Origin of the sequence: Flavobacterium faecale (genome assembly GCF_048320115.1) — a bacterium.
GTDB classification, from domain to species: Bacteria; Bacteroidota; Bacteroidia; order Flavobacteriales; family Flavobacteriaceae; genus Flavobacterium; species Flavobacterium faecale_A.
This window is the reverse complement of record NZ_CP182943.1, coordinates 1,304,273-1,324,748: the sequence shown is the minus strand read 5'-3', so window position 1 is coordinate 1,324,748 and position 20,476 is coordinate 1,304,273. Positions and strand designations below refer to the sequence as shown.

General features: G+C 31.9%; 20 protein-coding genes. 11 read left to right on the top strand and 9 right to left on the bottom strand.

Annotated elements, in window-relative coordinates; all coding sequences use genetic code 11:
• Positions 1-132: 132 nt before the first annotated feature.
• Together ACNH59_RS05605 and tatA are read right to left on the bottom strand one after the other, a co-directional pair.
• Positions 133-738: a porin family protein gene (locus tag ACNH59_RS05605; RefSeq protein WP_418264448.1), complete on the bottom strand. Its 606-nt coding sequence runs from the start codon at positions 736-738 to the stop codon at positions 133-135.
• A gap of 198 nt (positions 739-936) precedes the next feature.
• Positions 937-1,119 (bottom strand): twin-arginine translocase TatA/TatE family subunit, encoded by a 183-nt coding sequence (gene tatA / locus ACNH59_RS05600; RefSeq protein ID WP_418264447.1) that lies wholly within the window; start codon positions 1,117-1,119, stop codon positions 937-939.
• 417 nt (positions 1,120-1,536) lie between these two features.
• On the opposite strand from tatA, the gene ACNH59_RS05595 reads away from it, so the two are divergent.
• The 6 genes from ACNH59_RS05595 (at position 1,537) to ACNH59_RS05570 (ending at position 8,497) form a co-directional block, all read left to right on the top strand.
• Complete coding sequence (locus ACNH59_RS05595; protein WP_418264446.1) at positions 1,537-2,055, top strand: peptidase; 519 nt, start codon at positions 1,537-1,539, stop codon at positions 2,053-2,055.
• 1 nt (position 2,056) lies between these two features.
• Positions 2,057-3,571: a GH3 auxin-responsive promoter family protein gene (locus ACNH59_RS05590; RefSeq protein WP_418264445.1), complete on the top strand. Its 1,515-nt coding sequence runs from the start codon at positions 2,057-2,059 to the stop codon at positions 3,569-3,571.
• Positions 3,568-5,244, top strand: coding sequence for a DUF6909 family protein (locus ACNH59_RS05585; RefSeq protein WP_418264444.1), 1,677 nt, complete (start codon positions 3,568-3,570; stop codon positions 5,242-5,244). Before ACNH59_RS05590 ends, ACNH59_RS05585 begins: the two co-directional genes overlap by 4 nt.
• Positions 5,245-5,320: 76 nt before the next feature.
• On the top strand, positions 5,321-6,304 hold the full coding sequence (locus tag ACNH59_RS05580; RefSeq protein ID WP_418264443.1) for a UDP-glucuronic acid decarboxylase family protein: 984 nt from the start codon (positions 5,321-5,323) through the stop codon (positions 6,302-6,304).
• Between the two features lie 38 nt (positions 6,305-6,342).
• Positions 6,343-7,713, top strand: a complete 1,371-nt coding sequence (locus tag ACNH59_RS05575) for an undecaprenyl-phosphate glucose phosphotransferase (RefSeq protein ID WP_418264442.1) — start codon at positions 6,343-6,345, stop codon at positions 7,711-7,713.
• 1 nt (position 7,714) lies between these two features.
• A complete protein-coding gene (locus tag ACNH59_RS05570; protein ID WP_418264441.1) occupies positions 7,715-8,497 on the top strand; it encodes a glycosyltransferase family 2 protein in 783 nt (260 codons plus the stop codon).
• Here the strand turns inward: ACNH59_RS05570 and ACNH59_RS05565 are convergent.
• Positions 8,472-9,791: a phenylacetate--CoA ligase family protein gene (locus ACNH59_RS05565; protein ID WP_418264440.1), complete on the bottom strand. Its 1,320-nt coding sequence runs from the start codon at positions 9,789-9,791 to the stop codon at positions 8,472-8,474. The two genes, ACNH59_RS05570 and ACNH59_RS05565, sit on opposite strands and share 26 nt — an antisense overlap.
• Positions 9,792-10,034: 243 nt before the next feature.
• Here ACNH59_RS05565 and purD point away from each other — a divergent pair, with 243 nt between their 5' ends.
• Both purD and ACNH59_RS05555 read left to right on the top strand, forming a co-directional pair.
• A complete protein-coding gene (gene purD, locus ACNH59_RS05560; protein ID WP_418264439.1) occupies positions 10,035-11,309 on the top strand; it encodes a phosphoribosylamine--glycine ligase in 1,275 nt (424 codons plus the stop codon).
• Positions 11,310-11,553: 244 nt separating this feature from the next.
• Positions 11,554-12,618, top strand: a complete 1,065-nt coding sequence (locus tag ACNH59_RS05555) for a T9SS type A sorting domain-containing protein (protein ID WP_418264438.1) — start codon at positions 11,554-11,556, stop codon at positions 12,616-12,618.
• Between the two features lie 158 nt (positions 12,619-12,776).
• Here ACNH59_RS05555 and ACNH59_RS05550 read toward each other — a convergent pair whose 3' ends face one another.
• Positions 12,777-13,007, bottom strand: a complete 231-nt coding sequence (locus tag ACNH59_RS05550; protein ID WP_418264437.1) for a DUF6341 family protein — start codon at positions 13,005-13,007, stop codon at positions 12,777-12,779.
• A gap of 132 nt (positions 13,008-13,139) precedes the next feature.
• Between ACNH59_RS05550 and ACNH59_RS05545 the strand changes: the two genes are divergently transcribed.
• Complete coding sequence (locus ACNH59_RS05545; RefSeq protein ID WP_418264436.1) at positions 13,140-14,069, top strand: DUF6427 family protein; 930 nt, start codon at positions 13,140-13,142, stop codon at positions 14,067-14,069.
• Here the strand turns inward: ACNH59_RS05545 and upp are convergent.
• Complete coding sequence (upp, locus tag ACNH59_RS05540) at positions 14,064-14,717, bottom strand: uracil phosphoribosyltransferase (RefSeq protein WP_418264435.1); 654 nt, start codon at positions 14,715-14,717, stop codon at positions 14,064-14,066. The two genes, ACNH59_RS05545 and upp, sit on opposite strands and share 6 nt — an antisense overlap.
• A gap of 98 nt (positions 14,718-14,815) precedes the next feature.
• Between upp and ACNH59_RS05535 the strand changes: the two genes are divergently transcribed.
• On the top strand, positions 14,816-15,421 hold the full coding sequence (locus tag ACNH59_RS05535; protein WP_418264434.1) for a DUF4254 domain-containing protein: 606 nt from the start codon (positions 14,816-14,818) through the stop codon (positions 15,419-15,421).
• A 42-nt stretch (positions 15,422-15,463) separates the two neighbouring features.
• Complete coding sequence (locus tag ACNH59_RS05530) at positions 15,464-16,471, top strand: glycosyltransferase family 9 protein (RefSeq protein ID WP_418264433.1); 1,008 nt, start codon at positions 15,464-15,466, stop codon at positions 16,469-16,471.
• 57 nt (positions 16,472-16,528) lie between these two features.
• Here the strand turns inward: ACNH59_RS05530 and ACNH59_RS05525 are convergent, their stop codons facing one another.
• The 4 genes from ACNH59_RS05525 to ACNH59_RS05510 form a co-directional block, all read right to left on the bottom strand.
• Positions 16,529-17,476, bottom strand: a complete 948-nt coding sequence (locus ACNH59_RS05525; RefSeq protein WP_418264432.1) for a bestrophin family protein — start codon at positions 17,474-17,476, stop codon at positions 16,529-16,531.
• Between the two features lie 17 nt (positions 17,477-17,493).
• Positions 17,494-18,213: a hypothetical protein gene (locus tag ACNH59_RS05520; protein WP_418264431.1), complete on the bottom strand. Its 720-nt coding sequence runs from the start codon at positions 18,211-18,213 to the stop codon at positions 17,494-17,496.
• 79 nt (positions 18,214-18,292) lie between these two features.
• Positions 18,293-19,681, bottom strand: a complete 1,389-nt coding sequence (locus ACNH59_RS05515; RefSeq protein ID WP_418264430.1) for a HAMP domain-containing sensor histidine kinase — start codon at positions 19,679-19,681, stop codon at positions 18,293-18,295.
• Positions 19,682-19,683: 2 nt separating this feature from the next.
• Positions 19,684-20,358 carry a response regulator transcription factor gene (locus ACNH59_RS05510; RefSeq protein WP_418264429.1) on the bottom strand — a complete coding sequence of 225 codons (675 nt, stop codon included), beginning with the start codon at positions 20,356-20,358 and terminating at the stop codon, positions 19,684-19,686.
• Positions 20,359-20,476 lie beyond the last annotated feature (118 nt).

Here is a 20,476-nt window from a genome sequence, read left to right as displayed (position 1 = left end):
AAAGTACAATTACAAAATACCAATTTTAGTTATTCTGTCAATATAGGTATCAAGTAAAGTGGTTTTGTATTACAAAAAACCGCTTCAGCATTCAAAGAATGTTGAAGCGGTTTCAAAATTAATTTTTGAAAATTACAATTGTATAACTCCTCCCAGATTAAAACTAAAGCCGTGATTTGTTATTCGATTTTCAGCTGATTTGTTTATATTGGTTAAACCATCAAAAAATTGCGCATCAAGTAATATCCCAAATTTTTTGTTTATTTCAATTTTATATCCAATACCATACGTAAAACCTAATTGAGCAGACTGAATATCATTGTTATGTAACTGGTATGTTTGCCCATTTTCTATATATAGTCCTTTTGTCAAAAATGAAGTTGTTAAACCGAAATTTAAATTCCATTTTCGAGTGCTTCCAAAATGCCAGTTAGCGTTAATTGGAATATTTAAATAATATAATTTATTTTCAACTCTAGTAGAGAAATCTCTATATATTCCTCCCATTTTGTTAGTGATTAAACCAGAACGTAGACTCCATCTATCGTTGAAGTAATAATCTACAGTTGCTCCAATTTCGATCCCTGCATTATAATCGGTATCATAATTTTCATTAGATTCAAAATAGGTTGAAGACCCTATTTTAGGTGTGATTTCAACGGTTCCTTTGTCTTTAATTTGTGCATTTGTACTCCCAACTACAATTAATGTAATGATGGCTAAAAAAGTCTTTTTCATAAGAATTTTATATATTTTCAGCAAAATTAATAAGTAAATACTTTTAAATTATATTAAAAGGTAAAATAATTATTAATTTATTTGTACATCATTTTAAATTATTAACTATCAGTATGATAAATAAATAATCTTAAAAAAAAAATCCCAAAAATCGATTGTTACATCAAATTTTGGGATTCAAACAAGAAATACAATCTCTTATTTAGTCTCTTTATCGCTATCTTCTTTTTTATCAGTAGCAGCATCGTCTTTGGCAGCGTTTTTAAATTCTTTAAGTCCGCTTCCTAAGCCTTTCATTAATTCTGGAATTTTTTTACCTCCAAAAAGTAATAATACAACTGCTAATATGACTAGGATTTCTGTAACTCCAAATCTTCCCATGATTGAATAATTTATGCCGAAGCCTATTTGTAATAATATCTAAGGGACAAAGGTAAATAGAATTCCTCAATACCAACCCACTAAAGAGCAATTATTTATAAGAGTTGAAGTTAAAAATTTATTAAAAACGGGCTTAATCATCGTCCCAAACTGCTTAAATTCATAATGATATATAATTTTGGGCGTGCTCTTATAGAGACAATATCATCATAAGTTTTGTATTAATGTAGGTTTTAGTTTCAACACTAGCTAATAATTTCAACTGAGAGTGAAGAGGAGTTCAATTGTTTTAAAATAACATTCATTTCATAATTTAGTTATAAAAGTAGCCTAAGATTAATATAGCGTTTAAGTCTAGGTGATGAAAATAGTTTGGTTTACATTAATTATTATATTTGTGTCATATTGAGAAAAAGTATGTCTGAAAAGCGATTAAAACGTAAAAAACTCCAAAAAAAATTATTCACAAAAAACCGTTTGGTGATTTTGAATGAAGATACTTTTGAGGAAATTTTTTCACTTAAATTGACTTTGATGAATGTCTTTGTAGTAGCCACTTTAAGTGCTATATTTTTGATTTCTATCACCACTTTTATAATCGCTTTCACACCTTTGAGGGAATATATTCCAGGCTATTCTTCTTCGAAATTAAAGAGAGATGCGACTGAATTAGCCCTAAAATCAGATTCTTTGATAATTGCTTTAAAGAAAAATGAAGCCTATATTCAATCCATCCAAAAGGTACTCAATGGTCAATTAGAATATGCGAAGTTTAATAAAGATTCAATTCTAGTGGCAGTCGAGGAAACTACACCTAAACTCAAGGTGACTGCTTCTGAGGAAGAGTTGAAACTTAGAGCTAAAGTAGAAGAAGAGGAAAAAAAAGCATCAAATTTGTCCAAACCAAAAGGACAAAATACTAAAAAAACAAAATAGCATGTTTATAAAATCAGTGGCTGCCAAAATATTTGCAAAAAAAGTGTTCCAAAAAACGCAACTTTGGGCAACAAATCCTATTGCTACCCAAAAAGCGGTATTTGATTCTATAATAAAAGCAGCACGCAATACGGAATTTGGTAAAGACCACCATTTTGAAACCATTGAAACCTACCAGGATTTTGCTAAACAGGTCCCAATAAGAGATTATGAGGATTTAAAACCTTATGTTGAAAAAGTGGTCAAAGGGCAAGAAAATATTCTTTGGCCAGGGAAACCACTTTATTTTGCTAAAACATCCGGGACCACTTCTGGTGCTAAGTACATTCCGTTGACCAAGGAATCCATGCCTTATCATATTGAGGCGGCACGTAATGCTATTTTACACTATATACACGAAACCGGTAAAGCGGATTTTGTTTCAGGTAAAATGATTTTCTTGCAAGGAAGTCCCATTATGGAGGAAAAATACGGAATACGTTTTGGACGACTTTCTGGAATTGTAGCACATTTTGTTCCTAAGTATTTACAAAAAAACCGTATGCCTTCTTGGGAAACCAACTGTATGGAAGATTGGGAAGCCAAGATTGACGCCATTGTTGAGGAAACATATAACGAAAACATGACGGTGATTTCAGGAATACCTTCTTGGGTGCAAATGTATTTTGAACGTTTACAGCAAAAAGGAGGGAAGCCTGTAGGAGAGATTTTCAAAAACTTTAATCTCTTTATTTATGGTGGTGTTAATTATGAACCTTATCGTGCTAAGTTCGAAAATTTAATAGGTCGAAAAGTTCCTAGCATTGAGCTTTTTCCAGCCTCAGAAGGATTTTTTGCTTACCAAGATTCCCAAAAAGAGAAGGGAATGTTGTTGTTATTGAATTCGGGTATTTTTTATGAATTTATAAAAAGTGACGAATTCTATTCAGATTCCGAAGGTTCGGGACCAAGACGTTATACCATAGGAGAAGTGGAATTAGGAGTAAATTACGTTTTGATTATTTCGACCAATGCAGGACTTTGGGGTTATAACATTGGCGATACCGTTCAGTTTACCTCTTTGAAACCCTATCGTGTGATTGTTTCGGGCCGTATAAAGCATTATATATCTGCTTTTGGTGAACATGTCATTGGTAAAGAAGTAGAGTCGGCTTTGCAAGAAGCTATGGAAGGAACAGATATTCGTGTCAATGAATTTACTGTGGCTCCACAAATCAACCCAACAGATGGGTTGCCTTATCACGAATGGTTCATCGAATTTGATTCTGAAGCTTCGGGAGAACCCAATGATTTGAAAGCATTTGCGGAAGCAATAGACAACGCCATGCGTAAACAAAATATTTACTATGACGATTTGATTGTGGGCAATATTTTGCAAAAAGTGGTCATCACTAAAGTAGCTCAAAATGGTTTTCAAGAATATATGAAATCCATTGGGAAATTAGGAGGACAAAATAAAGTGCCTCGACTAGCCAACGATAGAAAAATAGCTGATTTATTACCTACAATATTATGACAGAAACAAAGAACTTAAGGATCACTCGTGCCCAAGAGTCTTCTACCGCTATAGAGAAAATGTACATTACCATGCGCCATTTATTCAACCGAGGTTTTTATAAACCTATGGGGATATCGGGTGATAGTTTGAGGGAAGCCTTACTCACTTTAAGACCCGAAATTTATGGCCATATCGTAGATGAAAAAGTAGAACTTAAAGGACTTTTGTATGTCATCGAACGCTTACCTATGGGAATTGAAGAATGTCGATATATCAATTTGACGTCTCACGAAGGGTATGATAAATCTCATTTTAAAGCGATTGTTCCTCCCAAACGTCGCCGTAATTGTTATCGGATAGATGATGATTTGATGCATATTGAAATTACTAGAGGAAGATCTGATATTTATGATATTTTGACGCATCTGACTTTTATTTTTATTGAATCGCATAAAATACGACAACGCGTAACTTTAGAAGAGGGTGATGAAATTTCAAGAGATTGGGAGAAATTAGAACATGCAGTCACTCAAAGGCGAAAATTAACCCTAATTGAAAGAGAAAAAACCATTTCACATACGGCTAATATTTTAGGTAGAACCTTTGAAGACATTTCAGATATATATGATTCCTTTGGCACAAGTTCGTCTCCTGACAGGTTTTTACATATTATTTATTGGCTTGGTAAATTAGCCATTGGAGAAGTTGCTGAAGACAAAAAGCGTACGATTACTTTTAGCCCCATTTTAAGAGAACGTTTAGGACATCATATTCACGGAGAAATATGGGCTACACGCATTAAGGAAATATTGAAAACCAAGGAACTTTTAGGGCGTCCTATTCATGTGATTAGTGCCAATATGCATTCGGTTATGAATTCCTTGTTTGCAACAGCTGCTTTAAAGTCAAAATTTAAAACACATTCTGATATTTCAATTTACGAAGAATTAAGTAAAGCAGAATCACAGGATTTGCGTAATATTGTCGAAGACATAGCTCAAAAAAACGGAATGCTATTTTTACCCGATACTTCGGGAACTAATATTGATGTTCAAATTTTTGACACCGCTAAAATTGATTGGGAAATCACTTCGTTTCCAAATACCGATTTGGGTGAACATAAGCCAGTATTAATTGTGATGGATTATGCTTTTGGCGAGCAAGCATATGAAACTATCGACGAATTATTAAAACCGTATAAGAAAGATACGTTCTTGCAGGTAGAATCAGTTTCTATTATGGGAAAAGCAGGAATTTTAGAAGGAGGAAAGGGTGATATAATGATTCCAAATGCCCATATCAATGAAGGAACAGCGGATAATTATTATTTTGAAAATGAATTAACCGCTAGCATGTTTGAGGGCAATGGTATCTCAGTTTTTTCAGGTCCTATGGTAACAGTCCTTGGAACCTCCTTGCAAAATAGAGATTTATTAAAGTTTTTTCACGATTCCACTTGGGGAGTGATTGGCCTAGAAATGGAAGGTTCTCATTATCAAAAAGCCATTCAATCAGCCTCAAAAATAAGGAAAAGCATACCAAAGGATGTAAAAGTACGTTACGCTTACTACGCCTCAGATAATCCTTTGGAAACAGGAAGTACCTTAGCTTCAGGTGGATTGGGAACTACTGGAGTAAAACCCACCTATTTAATTACCATTAAAATATTAGAACAAATATTAAGACAATAAACCGTGATTTGCTTTTTACTTTAGGCAAAAAACCTTTTTTTTACACTATAATTTTAAAAAATAATTTAATTTCAATATGAAAAGAATATTAATTACAGGTGCGGCAGGATTTTTAGGATCACACTTATGTGATCGTTTTATAAAAGAAGGATATTATGTAATAGGTATGGATAATCTCATCACTGGAGATTTGAAAAATATTGAACATTTATTTAAATTAGAAAATTTTGAATTTTATCATCATGATGTCAGTACTTATGTACATGTACCTGGTGAATTAGATTATATTTTACATTTTGCTTCTCCAGCAAGTCCCATTGATTATTTAAAAATTCCAATTCAAACCTTAAAAGTAGGGTCATTAGGAACTCATAATTTGTTAGGCTTAGCCAAAGCTAAAAAGGCTCGAATTTTAATAGCATCTACTTCTGAAGTTTACGGAGATCCTTTAATACATCCTCAAACGGAAGAATATTACGGAAATGTCAATACCATTGGACCCAGAGGAGTGTATGACGAGGCTAAAAGATTCCAAGAATCAATTACTATGGCTTACCATACTTTTCATGGCTTAGAGACTAGAATTGTGCGAATTTTTAATACCTATGGACCAAGAATGCGCCTCAACGATGGTCGTGTGATTCCAGCATTTATCGGTCAAGCTTTGCGAGGGGAGGATTTAACAATTTTTGGAGATGGAATGCAAACACGATCTTTTTGTTATGTTGATGACCAAGTAGAAGGAATTTTCAGACTCTTGCATTCAGATTATGTGTATCCCGTAAACATTGGAAATCCAGATGAAATAACAATCAAAGATTTTGCGGATGAAATCATAAAATTAACAGGAACAAACCAAAAAGTAGTTTATCAACCTTTACCAATAAACGATCCTTTACAAAGACAACCAGACACTACAAAGGCCAAAGAGATATTAGGATGGGAAGCGAAAGTAAACCGAGCAGAAGGAATGAAAATTACTTATGATTATTTTAAATCTTTATCCAATGAAGAATTGATGAAAGAAGAACACAAAGACTTTTTAGATTACATTAAATAATAGATTTAATTTAAAAGTAAAACAGCTATTATTTAAGGATGAGATACGCTCCACATATACAAAGGTATTCAAAGTACATAAGACCTATCAGTATTCTTTTAGATCTATTAATAATTATCATTTTTACAAATCTTTTATTCAAAGGTTTAAATTTCGATACAAATTATTATGTTATTTATTTAGTTTGTAGTTGGAGTGTTGTTGCTTTTTTTGGAAATTTTTATCAAGTTTTTCGTTTTACAACGCCCATCGAAATTTTTTCAAAAATTACCAAACAACAAATAATTTTTTTATTGCTTGCCATTGTTTATTTTCCTTTTACTGAACATGCCATCTTTAATCAAGTGATTATAATTAAATTTTTTGTTGTTACGACACTTTCAGTTGCTTTAGCAAAACTGATACTTTTTTACTTTTTAATTGAGTATCGATTGATAACAGGAAGTAATTATAGAAAAACAATAATCATTGGATATTCTCCTGAAGCAATTGAATTAAAAAGGCTCTTTGATTCTAGAATCGATTACGGTTATCATTTTCTAGGTTATTTTTCAGACAAAAAAGCAAATAAGGATATTGTAGGTAAATTTGAACAAGTAAAACAATTTGTAATAGATAAAAAAGTAGATGAAGTTTATTGTTCTCTGCATGATTTGTCCAATGATAAAGTAAAGGATTTAGTCAATTTTATGTATGAAAATAATCGTACACTTAAGTTTATTCCAGATTCTAAAGAAATTTTTTCAAAAAACTTAAAAGTGGATTACTATGAACTTTTTCCAGTTTTATCATTAAAAAACAGTGTTTTAAACGAACCTGAAATTCAATTTTTAAAACGATTATTTGATATCGTTTTTTCATTAATTATAATTGTTTTTGTGCTATCATGGCTCATTCCAATTATAGGCTTATTGATTAAGTTAGAGTCAAAAGGTCCTGTTTTTTTTAAACAAGGACGGCCTGGAATTAATCAAGAAGAGTTCAATTGTTATAAGTTTCGCTCCATGTTTTTAAACGATAATACTGAGAACGAAACTATAAAAAACGACCCTAGGGTTACTAAGATTGGGAAATTTTTGCGTAGAACCAGTATGGATGAATTGCCTCAATTTTTTAATGTTTTGTTAGGCGATATGTCTATTGTAGGACCAAGACCTCAATTATGGATTCATAACAATGCTTATAGAGACAAAATAAAAAAATATTTTGTTAGGGATAGCGTGAGACCTGGGATTACGGGTTTAGCCCAGATTAGCGGCTATCGTGGAGAAATTAATAATGAAAAGGATATGGAAAACAGAATAAAATACGATGTTTTTTATATCGAAAATTGGTCTTTATTTTTAGACCTAAAAATTATTTTTCAGACCATTGTCAATGTATTTAAAGGAGACGAAAAAGCTTTTTAAGATGCCAAATTCATTAGTTTCCATTATTATTCCCACTTTCAATTCTGAAAAATTTATTACAGAAGCAATTCAATCTGTACAAAATCAAACCTATATTAATTGGGAAATTCTAATTGTAGACGACGCCTCAACGGATAATACAGTTGAACTTATCAATAAAATTCGTGCCAAAGACTCCAGAATTAAACTGCATCTATTGAAAAGTAATTCGGGAACCGGAGTTGCTAGAAATAAGGCACTAAAGCAAGCACAAGGAAGATACATCGCTTTTTTAGACGCAGATGATTTATGGATGCCCGAAAAACTCCAAAAACAACTTGATTTCCTTCATGATAATAACCTATCCTTTACTTTTTCATCCTATGATTGCATTGATGAAGATGGAAATCCATTAGGAAAAAGAGTGATTCCTCCCCAAAATCTTAGCTATAATCAATTGTTTTTTTGTAACTACATTGGAAATCTTACAGGAATATATGATACTAATTTTTTTGGAAAAATAGCCATTTCCTCCATCCGTAAAAGACAAGATTGGATGCACTGGCTAACGGTTTTGAAGAAAATTAAAAAAGCAAGAGCGGTTCCTGAAACTTTGGCCTATTATAGAGTTAGGAAAAATTCGATTTCAGCTTCAAAGTTGGATTTAGTTAAACATAATTTTGCCGTATATAAGCAATATCATGGTTACAGTTGGCCTCTTGCTATAGGCTGTATGGTGCTTTTTTTATTTACACAATTAGCCATAAAACCCTTTTATATCAAGAAAGTATCAAGTCTGATTTAAATTGCTTCAGTTTGCCTCTTTTTGATCTTTTTAAGGATTGTTTTTGGATGAAAATGAAGTTGAGGTTAGGCTCTAAATACAAGTCTATTGCTTGTTGCATCTTCTGAATTTTAGCAGCACTTAATGTGGTTTCACTTACGTATTTAATTTCAAAACTGTCTATCTGCGTTTGTTTAATAATGAATTCTTTTACATTGCCATCATCTTCAATAATACTTTTGGTCACATAATAAAAAATTAAACCAGGAGATTTTTTTCCACTTGGAAAATGAACGACATCATTGGTTCTTCCAACAAGTTTTTTTAATATAGGTTTGTAAGGCGTACTGCTTTCGTCCAATATACCGATATCTCCAATGTCGTATCGAATAAAAGGATGGGCTTTATTAAACAAAGAAGTAATCACAATGCGGCCTACTTCTCCATAAGGCAACACAGAATCTTCATCATCTAAAATTTCAACATAAAGTGTTTCAGCATTGATTTGCCATTGGCCGTCAGTATTTTGAAAAGCAATTAAATCCAATTCAGAGGCGCCATATTCATTTACAATAGGAATTCCGAGTTGCCTTTCTAATAACTTTTTATCTTCTTTAAAAAGCATCTCAGAGGTAACCATACACACTTTTAAACTTGGACAAATGTCTTTTAGTACAATGTTTTTCTTGTGTAAAAACTTGGCAAACAAAACAATTGAGCTAGTATAGCCATTGATATAATCAAATTTTTTTGTCTGAAATTGCAATATGAAATATTCTAAATTATCGTCTGATAAATCAAAAACAGAAAAACGATACCTACGACTTAAAAAATCTTTCAGACGTTCTTTTGTATTCCCTATGAAATCTTTAGGAATTCCATAAAATCGGGCTTGATAAGAAGTATTCAGGTTGATATGGTGCCACCCAAAACGCATAAAGTTAGATGCCCATGTCAAGGCGTGACAATATTTGTCTTTAGCAAAAATAAAAGGAGTTCCGCTAGAACCTGATGTTTTGTTTAAATAGATATTATTAATAGAATACCCTTTTGATAATCTTTTTTTTAAGGACTTTTGGAGGTTAGTTTTGTTCAAGACGGGTAGTTTTTCCCATTCATTGGATGTCACATTCCCTACCAAGTCTTTGTAAAAGGAATTGTTTTTTAAATGAAAGTCTACAATAGCCTTTTTTTGATTTTCTATAAACTTAGTTTTTTCTATGGCTGTTAATTTCATAATACGCTCCAAATCCCTTTTGGCCTTCTGTATAGGAAAGCGATTGAGGCGAAGCGATAAATCAAAAAGTGAAAACATGGACAACTTGTTTATTCAAAAATACCACTAAACTATCTACAATTATATTGGTGTGAAATATTTTTTAAAATTAATATAATTAATTGTCATATAGATTCAAAATAGTAGTAATTAAGGAAGGATTTGTTTAGAAAACACATAATTTTCGATTAATACTCATTTTATAATTGGTATTACATTCAAACCAATTATTTTTGCACCGTCATTCTATCGAATGAATATAATTTACTAAAAATAATACAGATGAATATTTTACTATTAGGTTCTGGAGGAAGAGAGCACGCATTTGCATGGAAAATGATTCAAAGTCCACTTTGTGATACACTTTTTGTTGCTCCAGGAAATGCAGGAACAGCTTCAATTGCAGAAAATGTAGCCATTAGTCCAACAGATTTTGAGGCTGTGAAAGCTTTAGTTTTGGATAAAAACATTAAAATGGTTGTTGTAGGACCCGAAGATCCATTAGTAAAAGGAGTATTTGATTTCTTTAAAAATGATGCTCAATTGAATCAAATTCCAGTAATAGGGCCTTCACAATTAGGAGCAACCTTAGAAGGAAGTAAAGAATTTGCCAAAGAATTTTTGGTGAAACACAATATCCCAACTGCTGCTTATGACAGTTTTACAGCAGAGACTGTGGAACAAGGTTGCGCTTTTTTAGCGACTTTAAATCCTCCTTTCGTATTGAAAGCAGATGGTTTAGCCGCCGGAAAAGGAGTGTTGATTATTCAGGATTTGACTGAAGCTCAAACAGAGTTGAGAAACATGTTGGTGAATCAAAAGTTTGGTGCTGCAAGTTCAAAAGTTGTGATTGAAGAATTCTTGGACGGAATAGAATTGAGTTGTTTCGTATTGACAGATGGTAAAAGCTATAAAATCTTGCCTACTGCAAAAGATTACAAACGTATTGGTGAAGGGGACACAGGATTGAATACAGGCGGAATGGGAGCTGTTTCCCCAGTTTCGTATGTGGATGATGTTTTGATGGAAAAAATTGAAACACGCATTGTAAAACCAACCATTGAAGGTTTTCAAAAAGACGGAATCGAGTACAAAGGTTTTGTTTTTATTGGACTAATCAATGTGAATAATAACCCAATAGTAATTGAATATAATGTTCGAATGGGTGATCCTGAAACCGAAGTAGTAATCCCAAGATTAAAAACGGATTTAGTAGAGTTGTTTTTGGCTGTAGCCAATGAAAAACTTGACGAAATCACCTTAGAAATAGACGAAAGAAGCGCTACAACAGTGATGCTTGTTTCTGGAGGTTACCCAGAGGAGTTTGAAAAAGGGAAAGTAATTACTGGATTAGAAAATGTAACTGATTCGATTGTTTTTCATGCAGGAACTACATTAAAAGGGGATGATGTTGTGACTAATGGAGGTCGTGTGATGGCAATAACATCCTACGGGGAGAATTTTCAAGAGGCTTTGAAAAAGTCGTATGCCAATGTAGAAAAAATTCAATTTGAGAAAAAGAATTTTAGAAGAGATATAGGGAATGATTTATTGTAAACCCTTATAGCTTAGATTTATATATAAAGAAGAGCATAGCTATTACTTTTGCTATACATTCAATCAAGGACAATAATAGAAAGTTGTAACTATTAAAACGGTTACAACTTTTTTGTTTTAAAAAATAAGAAACGCCTAAAAATAGATTATTTTTGATTCGAAAATTAGTTCAGGCATAGGTAGTACTAGATAAGAGTCTTGTTAAAGCTTTGCAATTTGACTTCAATTAAAATATGATAGTAAGATGATTAAATACTTTGTTTTTGGAATATTCTTTTTAGCAACCCTTAGTTATGGACAAGAAAGAATTCTACTCAATGAAAACTTTAACGATAATGGAAATGCTTGGAATTTAAGACCAACTGAAAAAGAATTTATAGTAAATATTGATAAAGGAGTTTTACATTTAGAAAAACTCCATAAAAACTTCGATAATAGGGGGTGCTTGTGGTATTCCAAAGAGATTGACAGTTTGGATACATCCAAAAATTTTTCCATAGTTGTTGATGCTAAGCAAATTAGTGGTGGCGATTTTAAGGATGTTTTAGATATTCAATGGGGTGTTTCATCAAAAAGACATATTAAAGAAAAGGCAATGCTGTACCAATTAGATATTCATATGGATGGTTTTGTTTGGTTAAAATTTTATCAATCAAAATGGGATTACTTTAATAAAGTAAACATCAAAAGAAAATTAGAAGAAATCGGTTTTGACCCAAAAGCTAAAAACAGATATGAAGTTCTTCAGGAAGAGGGGTTTGTTAAATTAAAAATTAACGGACAAGAAGTCTATAAACAATATATTTTGCCTATTGATGGAAATTGTATAGGTTTTCAACATTGTTTAAAAGGAGCTTGGGAAATCGATCAGATTATCGTTTCTCAGCTTTTACCAATTGAGAATAGTAACATAGAAAAAGAAAAAATCATTTTAGATAGCCAAACTCCTATTGCTGAAAATGACATTATAACGGATACGACAGATAAATTAGTAAATAATGTTTCTGTTATTTCTAAGCCTATTGCCGATCAAGGACTACAAGTATTTAAAAAAGAAGAGTTGGTCATATATCCAAATCCCTTTAAAGAAGCCTTCAATGTACAATTTAACTTAGACGAAGATGGTTCTGTTATTTTGTATCTTTTTAATATTAGTGGACAACTAATGAAAACCGAAACTAAAAACTTTCAAAAAGGAGATGTAACGTTTATGATGGAGGCAGTTGTGCCCACTGGCGTTTATATAGTGAGAGTTGTGACTAAAAATAATAGTAACCTGTACAAGAAAATTATTAGGGTAGCTGATTAATTTTCAAGAAGATTTGAAAAAATCGTGTGCCAATGTGAATAAAATTCAATTTGAGAAAAAGAATTTTAGAAGAGATATCGGGAATGATTTATTGTAAATCGCGACTGAACAAAAAAAATCCTCAATCTGTTTTTTATTAAGATTGAGGATTTTGTTTTTTATTTCAAGAATGAATGTGCAGTAGTGTCTTGGTTTTCAGTTCCTGCTTCGTCAAATATTCTCAATTGTTTGATCCAATATACCATTGCAGCAGTACAAATAATCATAAATATCCAGTTGATAGTGTTCGCTACAAACCAAGTTTTTAGTTCTAGAGCACGTAAAAAATCTAGTGGAGCAAATAAGATATTTACAAATAGGTATTGAATTCCTTCGAAAAATGCTTTCATATCGTTACTATTATTTTGTTTTTTATTTAATTCGGGTGTAAATCTGCTTATTTAAAAGAATCTTTTCAACTTAAATGTGTTCCTTTTAGAACAAGTATTATATTTACAGTCACAAAAGTATAAAATATCCTTATGATAACAAGTGTTTTTAAAAAATCTACACCATTAAATTTTTCTTTGGTAGTAATTTTAATACTGGTTTTCTTTTCAATATATCAATTCCGAGATTTATCTTGGGTAAATTCAACTGTTTTGATTTTTGAAAAAGTTGGAATATTATTGGTTACTGTCTTTTCCGTTTTTATAACAAGTTTTATTTCCAAAAAGAACGGACTCTCTAAAGACAGTAGTTTTGCTATTTTGTTTTATTTTTTGTTGTTTTCTTTTTTCCCTTCATTATGGGATAATTTGAATTTAATCTTGGCCAATTTTTTTGTGCTTTTGGCACTGAGAAGATTGATATCCTTGCACTCACTAAAGTCCTCTAAAGAAAAAATTTTTGATGCTTCGCTTTGGATATTTATTGCATCATTATTTCATTTTTGGTGTATTTTATACATTGTCTTGGTATTTATTTCTATTATTTTTCACGTGGCTCGGGACTATCGCAATTGGATTTTACCATTTATTGCTTTTTTCACAACAGCTACACTTTTTCTTCTTTTTTCAATTGTATTTGATTTAGATGTGGTTCACTACATTACTACAAATGCTTCAACTGATTTTAAAATAAGCTATTTTACAAATAATTATCAAAATATTGCTTTTTCTATTTATACAACGATAGCATTATTCTTTTTAGCATCGATGCTGGCAACTTATAGTGCTAAGCCTTTATTGACACATGCATCCTATAAAAAGATTATTACCTCCTTTTTTATCGGAATCGTAATATTTATTTTTTCAGCAAATAAGAGTAATGATTTGCTAGTATTTACAATAGCACCTTTGACTATTATGGCAACCAATCATATTGAATTGCCTCAACATAAATTAAAACAAGAAATGGTTTTGGGAGTCTTTATAATCTGCAGTTTCTTTGCTTTTTTCTCGCAATTATAATTTAATCCCGTAAGCTAAATCACCTGCGTCTCCAAGTCCAGGTACAATATAAGATTGGTCATTTAATTTTTCATCAATGCTAGCAATCCATAAATGACAATTTTTAGGTAATTCTTGCTCAAGATGCGCAATCCCCTCTGGAGCAGCAATTACTACAGCGAGGTGAATTTCTTTAGGATAACCGCTTTCAATTAATTTATGAAATACCGCGACTATAGATTGTCCCGTGGCAAGCATAGGATCAACCAGTAATACATATTTGGAATTGATATTGGCAATGGCTTGATATTCTACTTTAATTTCAAAATAATCATCTTCATTGGGATGGAATCGGTAAGCGGATATAAAACCATTTTCGGCTTCATCAAAATAATTCAAAAAACCTTGATGAAAAGGCAATCCAGCTCTTAAAATAGAACAGATAACTATGGGAGCAAAAATTTCTGAACTAGATTTAATACCTAATGGAGTTTTGGTTTTGATATCCTTATAAGTTAACTCTTTACTAATTTCATATGCCATGATTTCTCCTATGCGCTCAATATTTCTTCGAAAACGCATGCGGTCTTGCTGTAAATTCACTTTTCTGATTTGGCTCAAAAAATGATTCAACACACTGTTTTTCTCGGATAAATGATGTATTTGCATAACGAAAAATTAGCTTTTTGAATTAGAATCATAAAGTTTAATTCTAATTTTTTTATAAAAGTATAAAAAGTATCTTTGCGACTATAAAATATAACGATATGTTTTCAAAATTAGCTTATTCTGTTTTCGAACAAAGTATTAAAGATTATCATCAGTTTGATAATGTAGACCAACCGATAAACAATCCCTTTCCTAAAGATCAATTTGAGCATTTGCTTTATTTGAAAAACTGGATTGATACAGTACAATGGCATTATGAAGACATTATTCGCGATCCAAATATTGACCCAGTTGCAGCTTTGACTTTGAAGCGTAAAATTGATGCTTCGAATCAAGAACGTACAGATATGGTAGAATACATCGATAGCTATTTTTTACAAAAATACAGTAAAGTAGTGGCCAAGGTAGATGCTAAAATCAATTCAGAAAGTCCTGCTTGGGCTTTTGACAGATTGTCAATTTTAGCATTGAAAATTTATCATATGCAAGAAGAAGCTACACGTGCTGAAGCTAGTCAAGATCATAGAGATAAATGTCAAGAAAAATTGAATATCTTACTAGAACAAAGAACAGATTTGTCAACAGCGATTGATGATTTGTTGAAAGATATTGAAAATGGTGATAAGTTCATGAAAGTGTACAAACAAATGAAAATGTACAATGATGATGAATTAAACCCTGTTTTGTACCAAGGGAAAAAATAATTGGGACAAAGTTTGTCACATAAATCAATACATATAGCCGTCATGAGACTATCCGCAATGGGAGATGTCGCCATGACGGTTCCTGTTTTAAGAGCGCTTGTTTTGCAGCATCCAGAGGTAAAACTAACGCTGGTTTCTCGTCCGTTTTTCAAGCCTTTTTTTGAAGGAATACCCAATCTGACTTTTTTTGCTTTTGACGAAAAAAGAAGACACAAAGGCTTTCCAGGATTGGTGCGACTGTTTCAAGAATTAAAAAAATTAGAAATTGACGCTTTTGCTGATTTGCACAACGTTTTGCGTTCTAAAGTTCTTCGTACCTTTTTCAGTCTTACTGGGAAGAAGGTAGCCTCAGTCAATAAAGGACGTAAAGGAAGGAAAGCTTTAACTCGAACAGAAAATAAAGTGTTTCAACAATTGCCTACGATGTTTGAAAGACACGCTAAAGTCTTTCAAAAATTAGGTTTCCAAATTGATTTAGCTAATCCAGTTTTTCCTAAAAAATCCGTTTTAAGCGGAGATTTATTAAAATTGACAGGAGATTCTAAAAATTTAATTGGAATCGCTCCATTTGCACAATATGCGTCCAAGGTTTATCCAGAAGACTTAATGCAAAAGGTGATTAATGAATTAGCTAAAAGTTCAGAGAACACGATCTTGCTTTTTGGTGGAGGAACCAAAGAAATCGAAATTTTAGATGCTTTTGCAAAGGACAAATCCAATGTTGTCAACGTAGCGGGCAAAATCAAATTTCAAGAGGAATTACAATTAATCAGCAATCTTAATGTGATGCTTTCTATGGATTCTGGAAATGCACATATTGCCGCTATGTTAGGAGTGAAGGTAATTACACTCTGGGGAGCTACGCATCCTTTTGCTGGTTTTTTACCCTTTAATCAATCAATTGATAATGTTCTTGTTTCAGATAGAAATCAATATCCGTTATTGCCTACCTCAGTTTATGGGAATAAAAAAGTAGCAGGTTATGAAGATGCCATGCGCACGATTCCAGTTCATGAGGTAGTGAAGAAAATCAATGATAATTTGAGATAAAGTATAAAGCATGATTAGAAAAATATCCAATCATGCTTTTTTTTAGATTAATCATTTTTACAAAACAAAATAGACAGATTGTTCTTCCTTCTTGTTTTTTTGTCTGGATATAGGCTCTTCCTGTATTTCAAATTCATTTCGATATTCGTTAACCATTTGTATTAGATTATTTTCAATGGTATTCGCAATAGCGGTAACTGGAGTATCTGTTGGTTTATTTTCAAAAGGATCTTGCAAATGAATTGCCATTTTTTCGATAAGAAAAAAGGCAGCTGCAATAGTTGTAATCAAAGGAACCGCAAACCAGCTCAACAGACTGATAAGTCCAAAAGGCAATAAAATAATAAACATCCAAAGTGTAAAGTGTATATAGATACTGTAGGTAGTAGGGAAAACCGTATTTTTAATTCGTTCACATTTTCCCATCGCATCACACAATCTACTCAGTGTATTGTCTATTTCGACTTGTTGATAGGTTGAAATTCTTTTTTCATTTCGAGCTTTGTGTAGGTCTTTTGCGTGTAATACCAAAAGAGCGTTTGGGATGTGTTTGTGATTTTTTACAAATCGCAATTCTTCTTCTGATAAAAACTTTTTGATTGGCTTAACAGCATCTTCTTTGCGCAAGGATTGTCCAAGGCTATAACACCAAGCGATTTGTCTTTTGGCAAATTTATCTTTGAAATCATTTGCTTCAACAGAAAAGTCGGGATCTTTGTAAAAGGTTATCACTTGTCTAACTAATGTTCTGGATTCGTTTACGATTGAACCCCAAACTATTCTAGCTTCCCACCAACGGTCGTAGGCCTGATTGGATTTGAAAGCCAATAATAAGGAAATAATTGTTCCAATAATTCCAGGTACGGCTATGGGAATTTCGACATCTATGTTAATGAAATAATGATGAAATATTTCAAACAAAATGGTGTAAGTAATCACTAGAACCAATTCTAATTTTATTTTTCCAAGCACATATTTCAACGGAATTTTCTTTTTTAATAACATCTCTCTTATGGTTTGGATTAAATCAATTCTTCGGATAATGATAAAATGGGAAGTCCTAGTTTTTCATTAGTGTCTTCTTTTTTTGTTTTTTTGAACTTTACTTTCTGAATTTTACGAGTTTGAACAAGCATATCAATTTTATATTTTGAAATAGCTTCGTTTAGCGAAGTTTCAACTTCTTCAAAATTGTCTTCAAAATTGATGGTTTGACTTACTATTTCTAAACAGAAATTTTTATTTAAAAAGGATTGAATGTTCTCTGCAGATATATTTGTGTTGTTTTCAACATAAAGGGCTTTGTTGAAATTGCCTTCATATTCTTCCATACCCAAATGTAGGATTGGACATTTTTGATTACTTGCTAATTGAACTAAATACTGATGGATTTTTTGAGTTTCTTGTTTATAAGAATGGGGAAAAACAACCAATTTCACTTCGTAAAAATCAATTATCCCTTTAAAAATTAGAGAGGATAAACCAAATTGATTGTGAATTTTAATTTTACAATTAAGATGATGCTTGATGATGTAGCGGCATGTTTCCAAGACTTCCTCTTGATTTGGTGTAAATCCTATTTTCATTTCTCGTAAATATTGAGATGCGGAGAAGGTATCGGGCTTTTCAGCTACCATCATTAGTATGATAGTGCAGTCCTTTTTATTGGCTTGATAAATGGCCGATTTTACAGCTGAAATCGTATCTGATTGTAAGGTGGTTGGGATTAAAATGTTTTTCATAAGTATAGACATGTTTAGTTTATACCTACAAATTAATTACACCCACATTAGAACGCTCTTAATTTTACATTAGAAATTCCTAAGATTCAACATTAGAAATTTTAATGTTACTTTTTTTAAATACAATTGTAACTATAGTTCCCTTGTTTTGCTCAGATTGTACTTGAAGTTCACCGTCATGCATTCTAATGATTTTCATAGCCAATGGAAGTCCTAGACCGTAACCAATGTATCTTGCCGCAATTTTACCTCGAAAAAAAGGTTCGTACAAATGCGGAATATCTTCTGGTGGAATTCCAATTCCAATATCATTTATGGCTATTTTAATCGAATCTTTATCAGCAGTTAGTGTTACAAAAACTTCATTGTTATCTGAGTATTTGACGCCATTTGTAATAATATTATTAATGGCTAATTCTAAAAGAGGTTTGTTACAAGGAATAAGCAATAAATTCGAATCTGTAGGAGCGAAGTTCAGTTTAATCACCACTCGGTTATCAGGATATAATTTGTCAATATCTGATTTCACTTCTAATAAAAGTTCGTCAATTCTAGCAATATCTTGTACTTGTTTTTTGCCATCATAACCTGTTTGAGTGAGCTTGAGTAAACTTTCGGTTAAGTTGCCTAATCTAGAAGCTTGAGTGTAAATATTCCCTAACGAATTTATGTATTCCTCCGTTTCTCTTTCTTTCAAAAGCATAATTTCGGCTTCGGCAATAATAGTGGTAATTGGGGTTTTTAATTCATGAGAAGCGTTATTAATGAAATTAGCTTGTATTTCAAAAGAAGTCTCCAGACGGTCTAACATATCATTAAAAGTGTCTGTCAGGTCTGATAGTTCGGGTGAATTTTTAACTTCGGGTAATCTATTGTGAAGATTAGAGGCACTAATTCTTTTTACCTCTTTGGTTATTCTTGACACTGGATAAAAAACTCTTTTGGCTAATATTCGTCCAAAAAAGTAAGCCAGTAATAAAAATCCAATTCCAGCAAAAATCATGATTTTTAAGATAAACAGCGAAGTGTTTTTCCCCATTCGATCCCTTGCACCTACAATTACAATGTACTTTTGATTGTTTTCGGTAAAAATTTGACCCAAATAATATTTACTATCTTCTTCATACCAATCCTTTCCTGATTGAAGAATATGCGAGAAAAATTCATTAGGTACCTTAAGATTTATATTATATTCAAAACTATTTTCACTATTTACTTTAAGGACATATTCTTCTTCCTGAATTAGTTCTTCTAATCCATTTTTTTTCAGATTACTGTAATATTTGATTTTTTCGGGATCGTTTTGAAAATGTATAGAGGCCACAATTTTAGCTCGATCTTCCAAACGTTTCAAAAAATGGTATTGGTTGTTTTGGCGAAACATCACAAAAACAAGCACACACAGTAGTAACGTGCTAAAGGTTGATAGCGCGACATAAGTAAAAATGATTTTTTTTCTAATATTCATAATTACAACTTAATAACGTAACCTAATCCTTTAATGGTTTGAATCAATTTTTGCTCGAAAGGTTTGTCTATTTTTTTCCGCAAATAATTGATGTATACATCGACTACATTGGTATTCATATCAAAGTTAATGTCCCAAACATTATCCAAAATTTGTTCTCTTGAAACAATCATGTCTTTGTTTTTAGCCAAATAATACAATAGTTTGAATTCTTTGGCTGTTAAAATAATGGACAGACCTTCTCGTTCAACAGTTTTGGCTTTAGGGTTGATAATAAGTTCACCAATGGTTATCGTTTCGGCTATATCATTTTGCTGATGTGCCCTTCTGAAGAGTGCTTGAATTCGGGCCTCTAGTTCACTAAATTTAAATGGTTTTACCAAATAATCATCGGCACCTGCATTGAGTCCTGTAACGATGTTTTCAGATGTTCCTAAAGCTGTCAATAGCAGAATAGGAACATAATTGTGTGAACTTCGAACTCTTCGACATATTTCAATTCCATTAATATCGGGTAACATAATGTCTAATATAACGACATCAAAACTATAGTTGGAAATCATTTCTATGGCTGTTTTGCCATCCAATGAAACACTAACATCATGATTTGATTCTGCAAGCCCTTTTCTTAAAATAGCTAATAGTTGGGGCTCGTCCTCTACAATAAGTAATTTCATAGAAATAATGGTATAGTTACAAAAATAGGAATTGAATATATAATAAAAATAAGGAAAAAGAAAAATTATGATTTAATTATGAGATGTTAAATCAATAAAAAACAGCAAAAGTTTCAAT

What these genes read in the sequence shown, in the direction of transcription:
- ACNH59_RS05605 (WP_418264448.1), bottom strand. Translation starts at nt 738, where the DNA reads ATGAAAAAGACTTTTTTAGCCATCATTACATTAATTGTAGTTGGGAGT.
- tatA (WP_418264447.1), bottom strand. Translation starts at nt 1,119, where the DNA reads ATGGGAAGATTTGGAGTTACAGAAATCCTAGTCATATTAGCAGTTGTA.
- ACNH59_RS05595 (WP_418264446.1), top strand. Translation starts at nt 1,537, where the DNA reads ATGTCTGAAAAGCGATTAAAACGTAAAAAACTCCAAAAAAAATTATTC.
- ACNH59_RS05590 (WP_418264445.1), top strand. Translation starts at nt 2,057, where the DNA reads ATGTTTATAAAATCAGTGGCTGCCAAAATATTTGCAAAAAAAGTGTTC.
- ACNH59_RS05585 (WP_418264444.1), top strand. Translation starts at nt 3,568, where the DNA reads ATGACAGAAACAAAGAACTTAAGGATCACTCGTGCCCAAGAGTCTTCT.
- ACNH59_RS05580 (WP_418264443.1), top strand. Translation starts at nt 5,321, where the DNA reads ATGAAAAGAATATTAATTACAGGTGCGGCAGGATTTTTAGGATCACAC.
- ACNH59_RS05575 (WP_418264442.1), top strand. Translation starts at nt 6,343, where the DNA reads ATGAGATACGCTCCACATATACAAAGGTATTCAAAGTACATAAGACCT.
- ACNH59_RS05570 (WP_418264441.1), top strand. Translation starts at nt 7,715, where the DNA reads ATGCCAAATTCATTAGTTTCCATTATTATTCCCACTTTCAATTCTGAA.
- ACNH59_RS05565 (WP_418264440.1), bottom strand. Translation starts at nt 9,791, where the DNA reads ATGTTTTCACTTTTTGATTTATCGCTTCGCCTCAATCGCTTTCCTATA.
- purD (WP_418264439.1), top strand. Translation starts at nt 10,035, where the DNA reads ATGAATATTTTACTATTAGGTTCTGGAGGAAGAGAGCACGCATTTGCA.
- ACNH59_RS05555 (WP_418264438.1), top strand. Translation starts at nt 11,554, where the DNA reads ATGATTAAATACTTTGTTTTTGGAATATTCTTTTTAGCAACCCTTAGT.
- ACNH59_RS05550 (WP_418264437.1), bottom strand. Translation starts at nt 13,007, where the DNA reads ATGAAAGCATTTTTCGAAGGAATTCAATACCTATTTGTAAATATCTTA.
- ACNH59_RS05545 (WP_418264436.1), top strand. Translation starts at nt 13,140, where the DNA reads ATGATAACAAGTGTTTTTAAAAAATCTACACCATTAAATTTTTCTTTG.
- upp (WP_418264435.1), bottom strand. Translation starts at nt 14,717, where the DNA reads ATGCAAATACATCATTTATCCGAGAAAAACAGTGTGTTGAATCATTTT.
- ACNH59_RS05535 (WP_418264434.1), top strand. Translation starts at nt 14,816, where the DNA reads ATGTTTTCAAAATTAGCTTATTCTGTTTTCGAACAAAGTATTAAAGAT.
- ACNH59_RS05530 (WP_418264433.1), top strand. Translation starts at nt 15,464, where the DNA reads ATGAGACTATCCGCAATGGGAGATGTCGCCATGACGGTTCCTGTTTTA.
- ACNH59_RS05525 (WP_418264432.1), bottom strand. Translation starts at nt 17,476, where the DNA reads ATGTTATTAAAAAAGAAAATTCCGTTGAAATATGTGCTTGGAAAAATA.
- ACNH59_RS05520 (WP_418264431.1), bottom strand. Translation starts at nt 18,213, where the DNA reads ATGAAAAACATTTTAATCCCAACCACCTTACAATCAGATACGATTTCA.
- ACNH59_RS05515 (WP_418264430.1), bottom strand. Translation starts at nt 19,681, where the DNA reads ATGAATATTAGAAAAAAAATCATTTTTACTTATGTCGCGCTATCAACC.
- ACNH59_RS05510 (WP_418264429.1), bottom strand. Translation starts at nt 20,358, where the DNA reads ATGAAATTACTTATTGTAGAGGACGAGCCCCAACTATTAGCTATTTTA.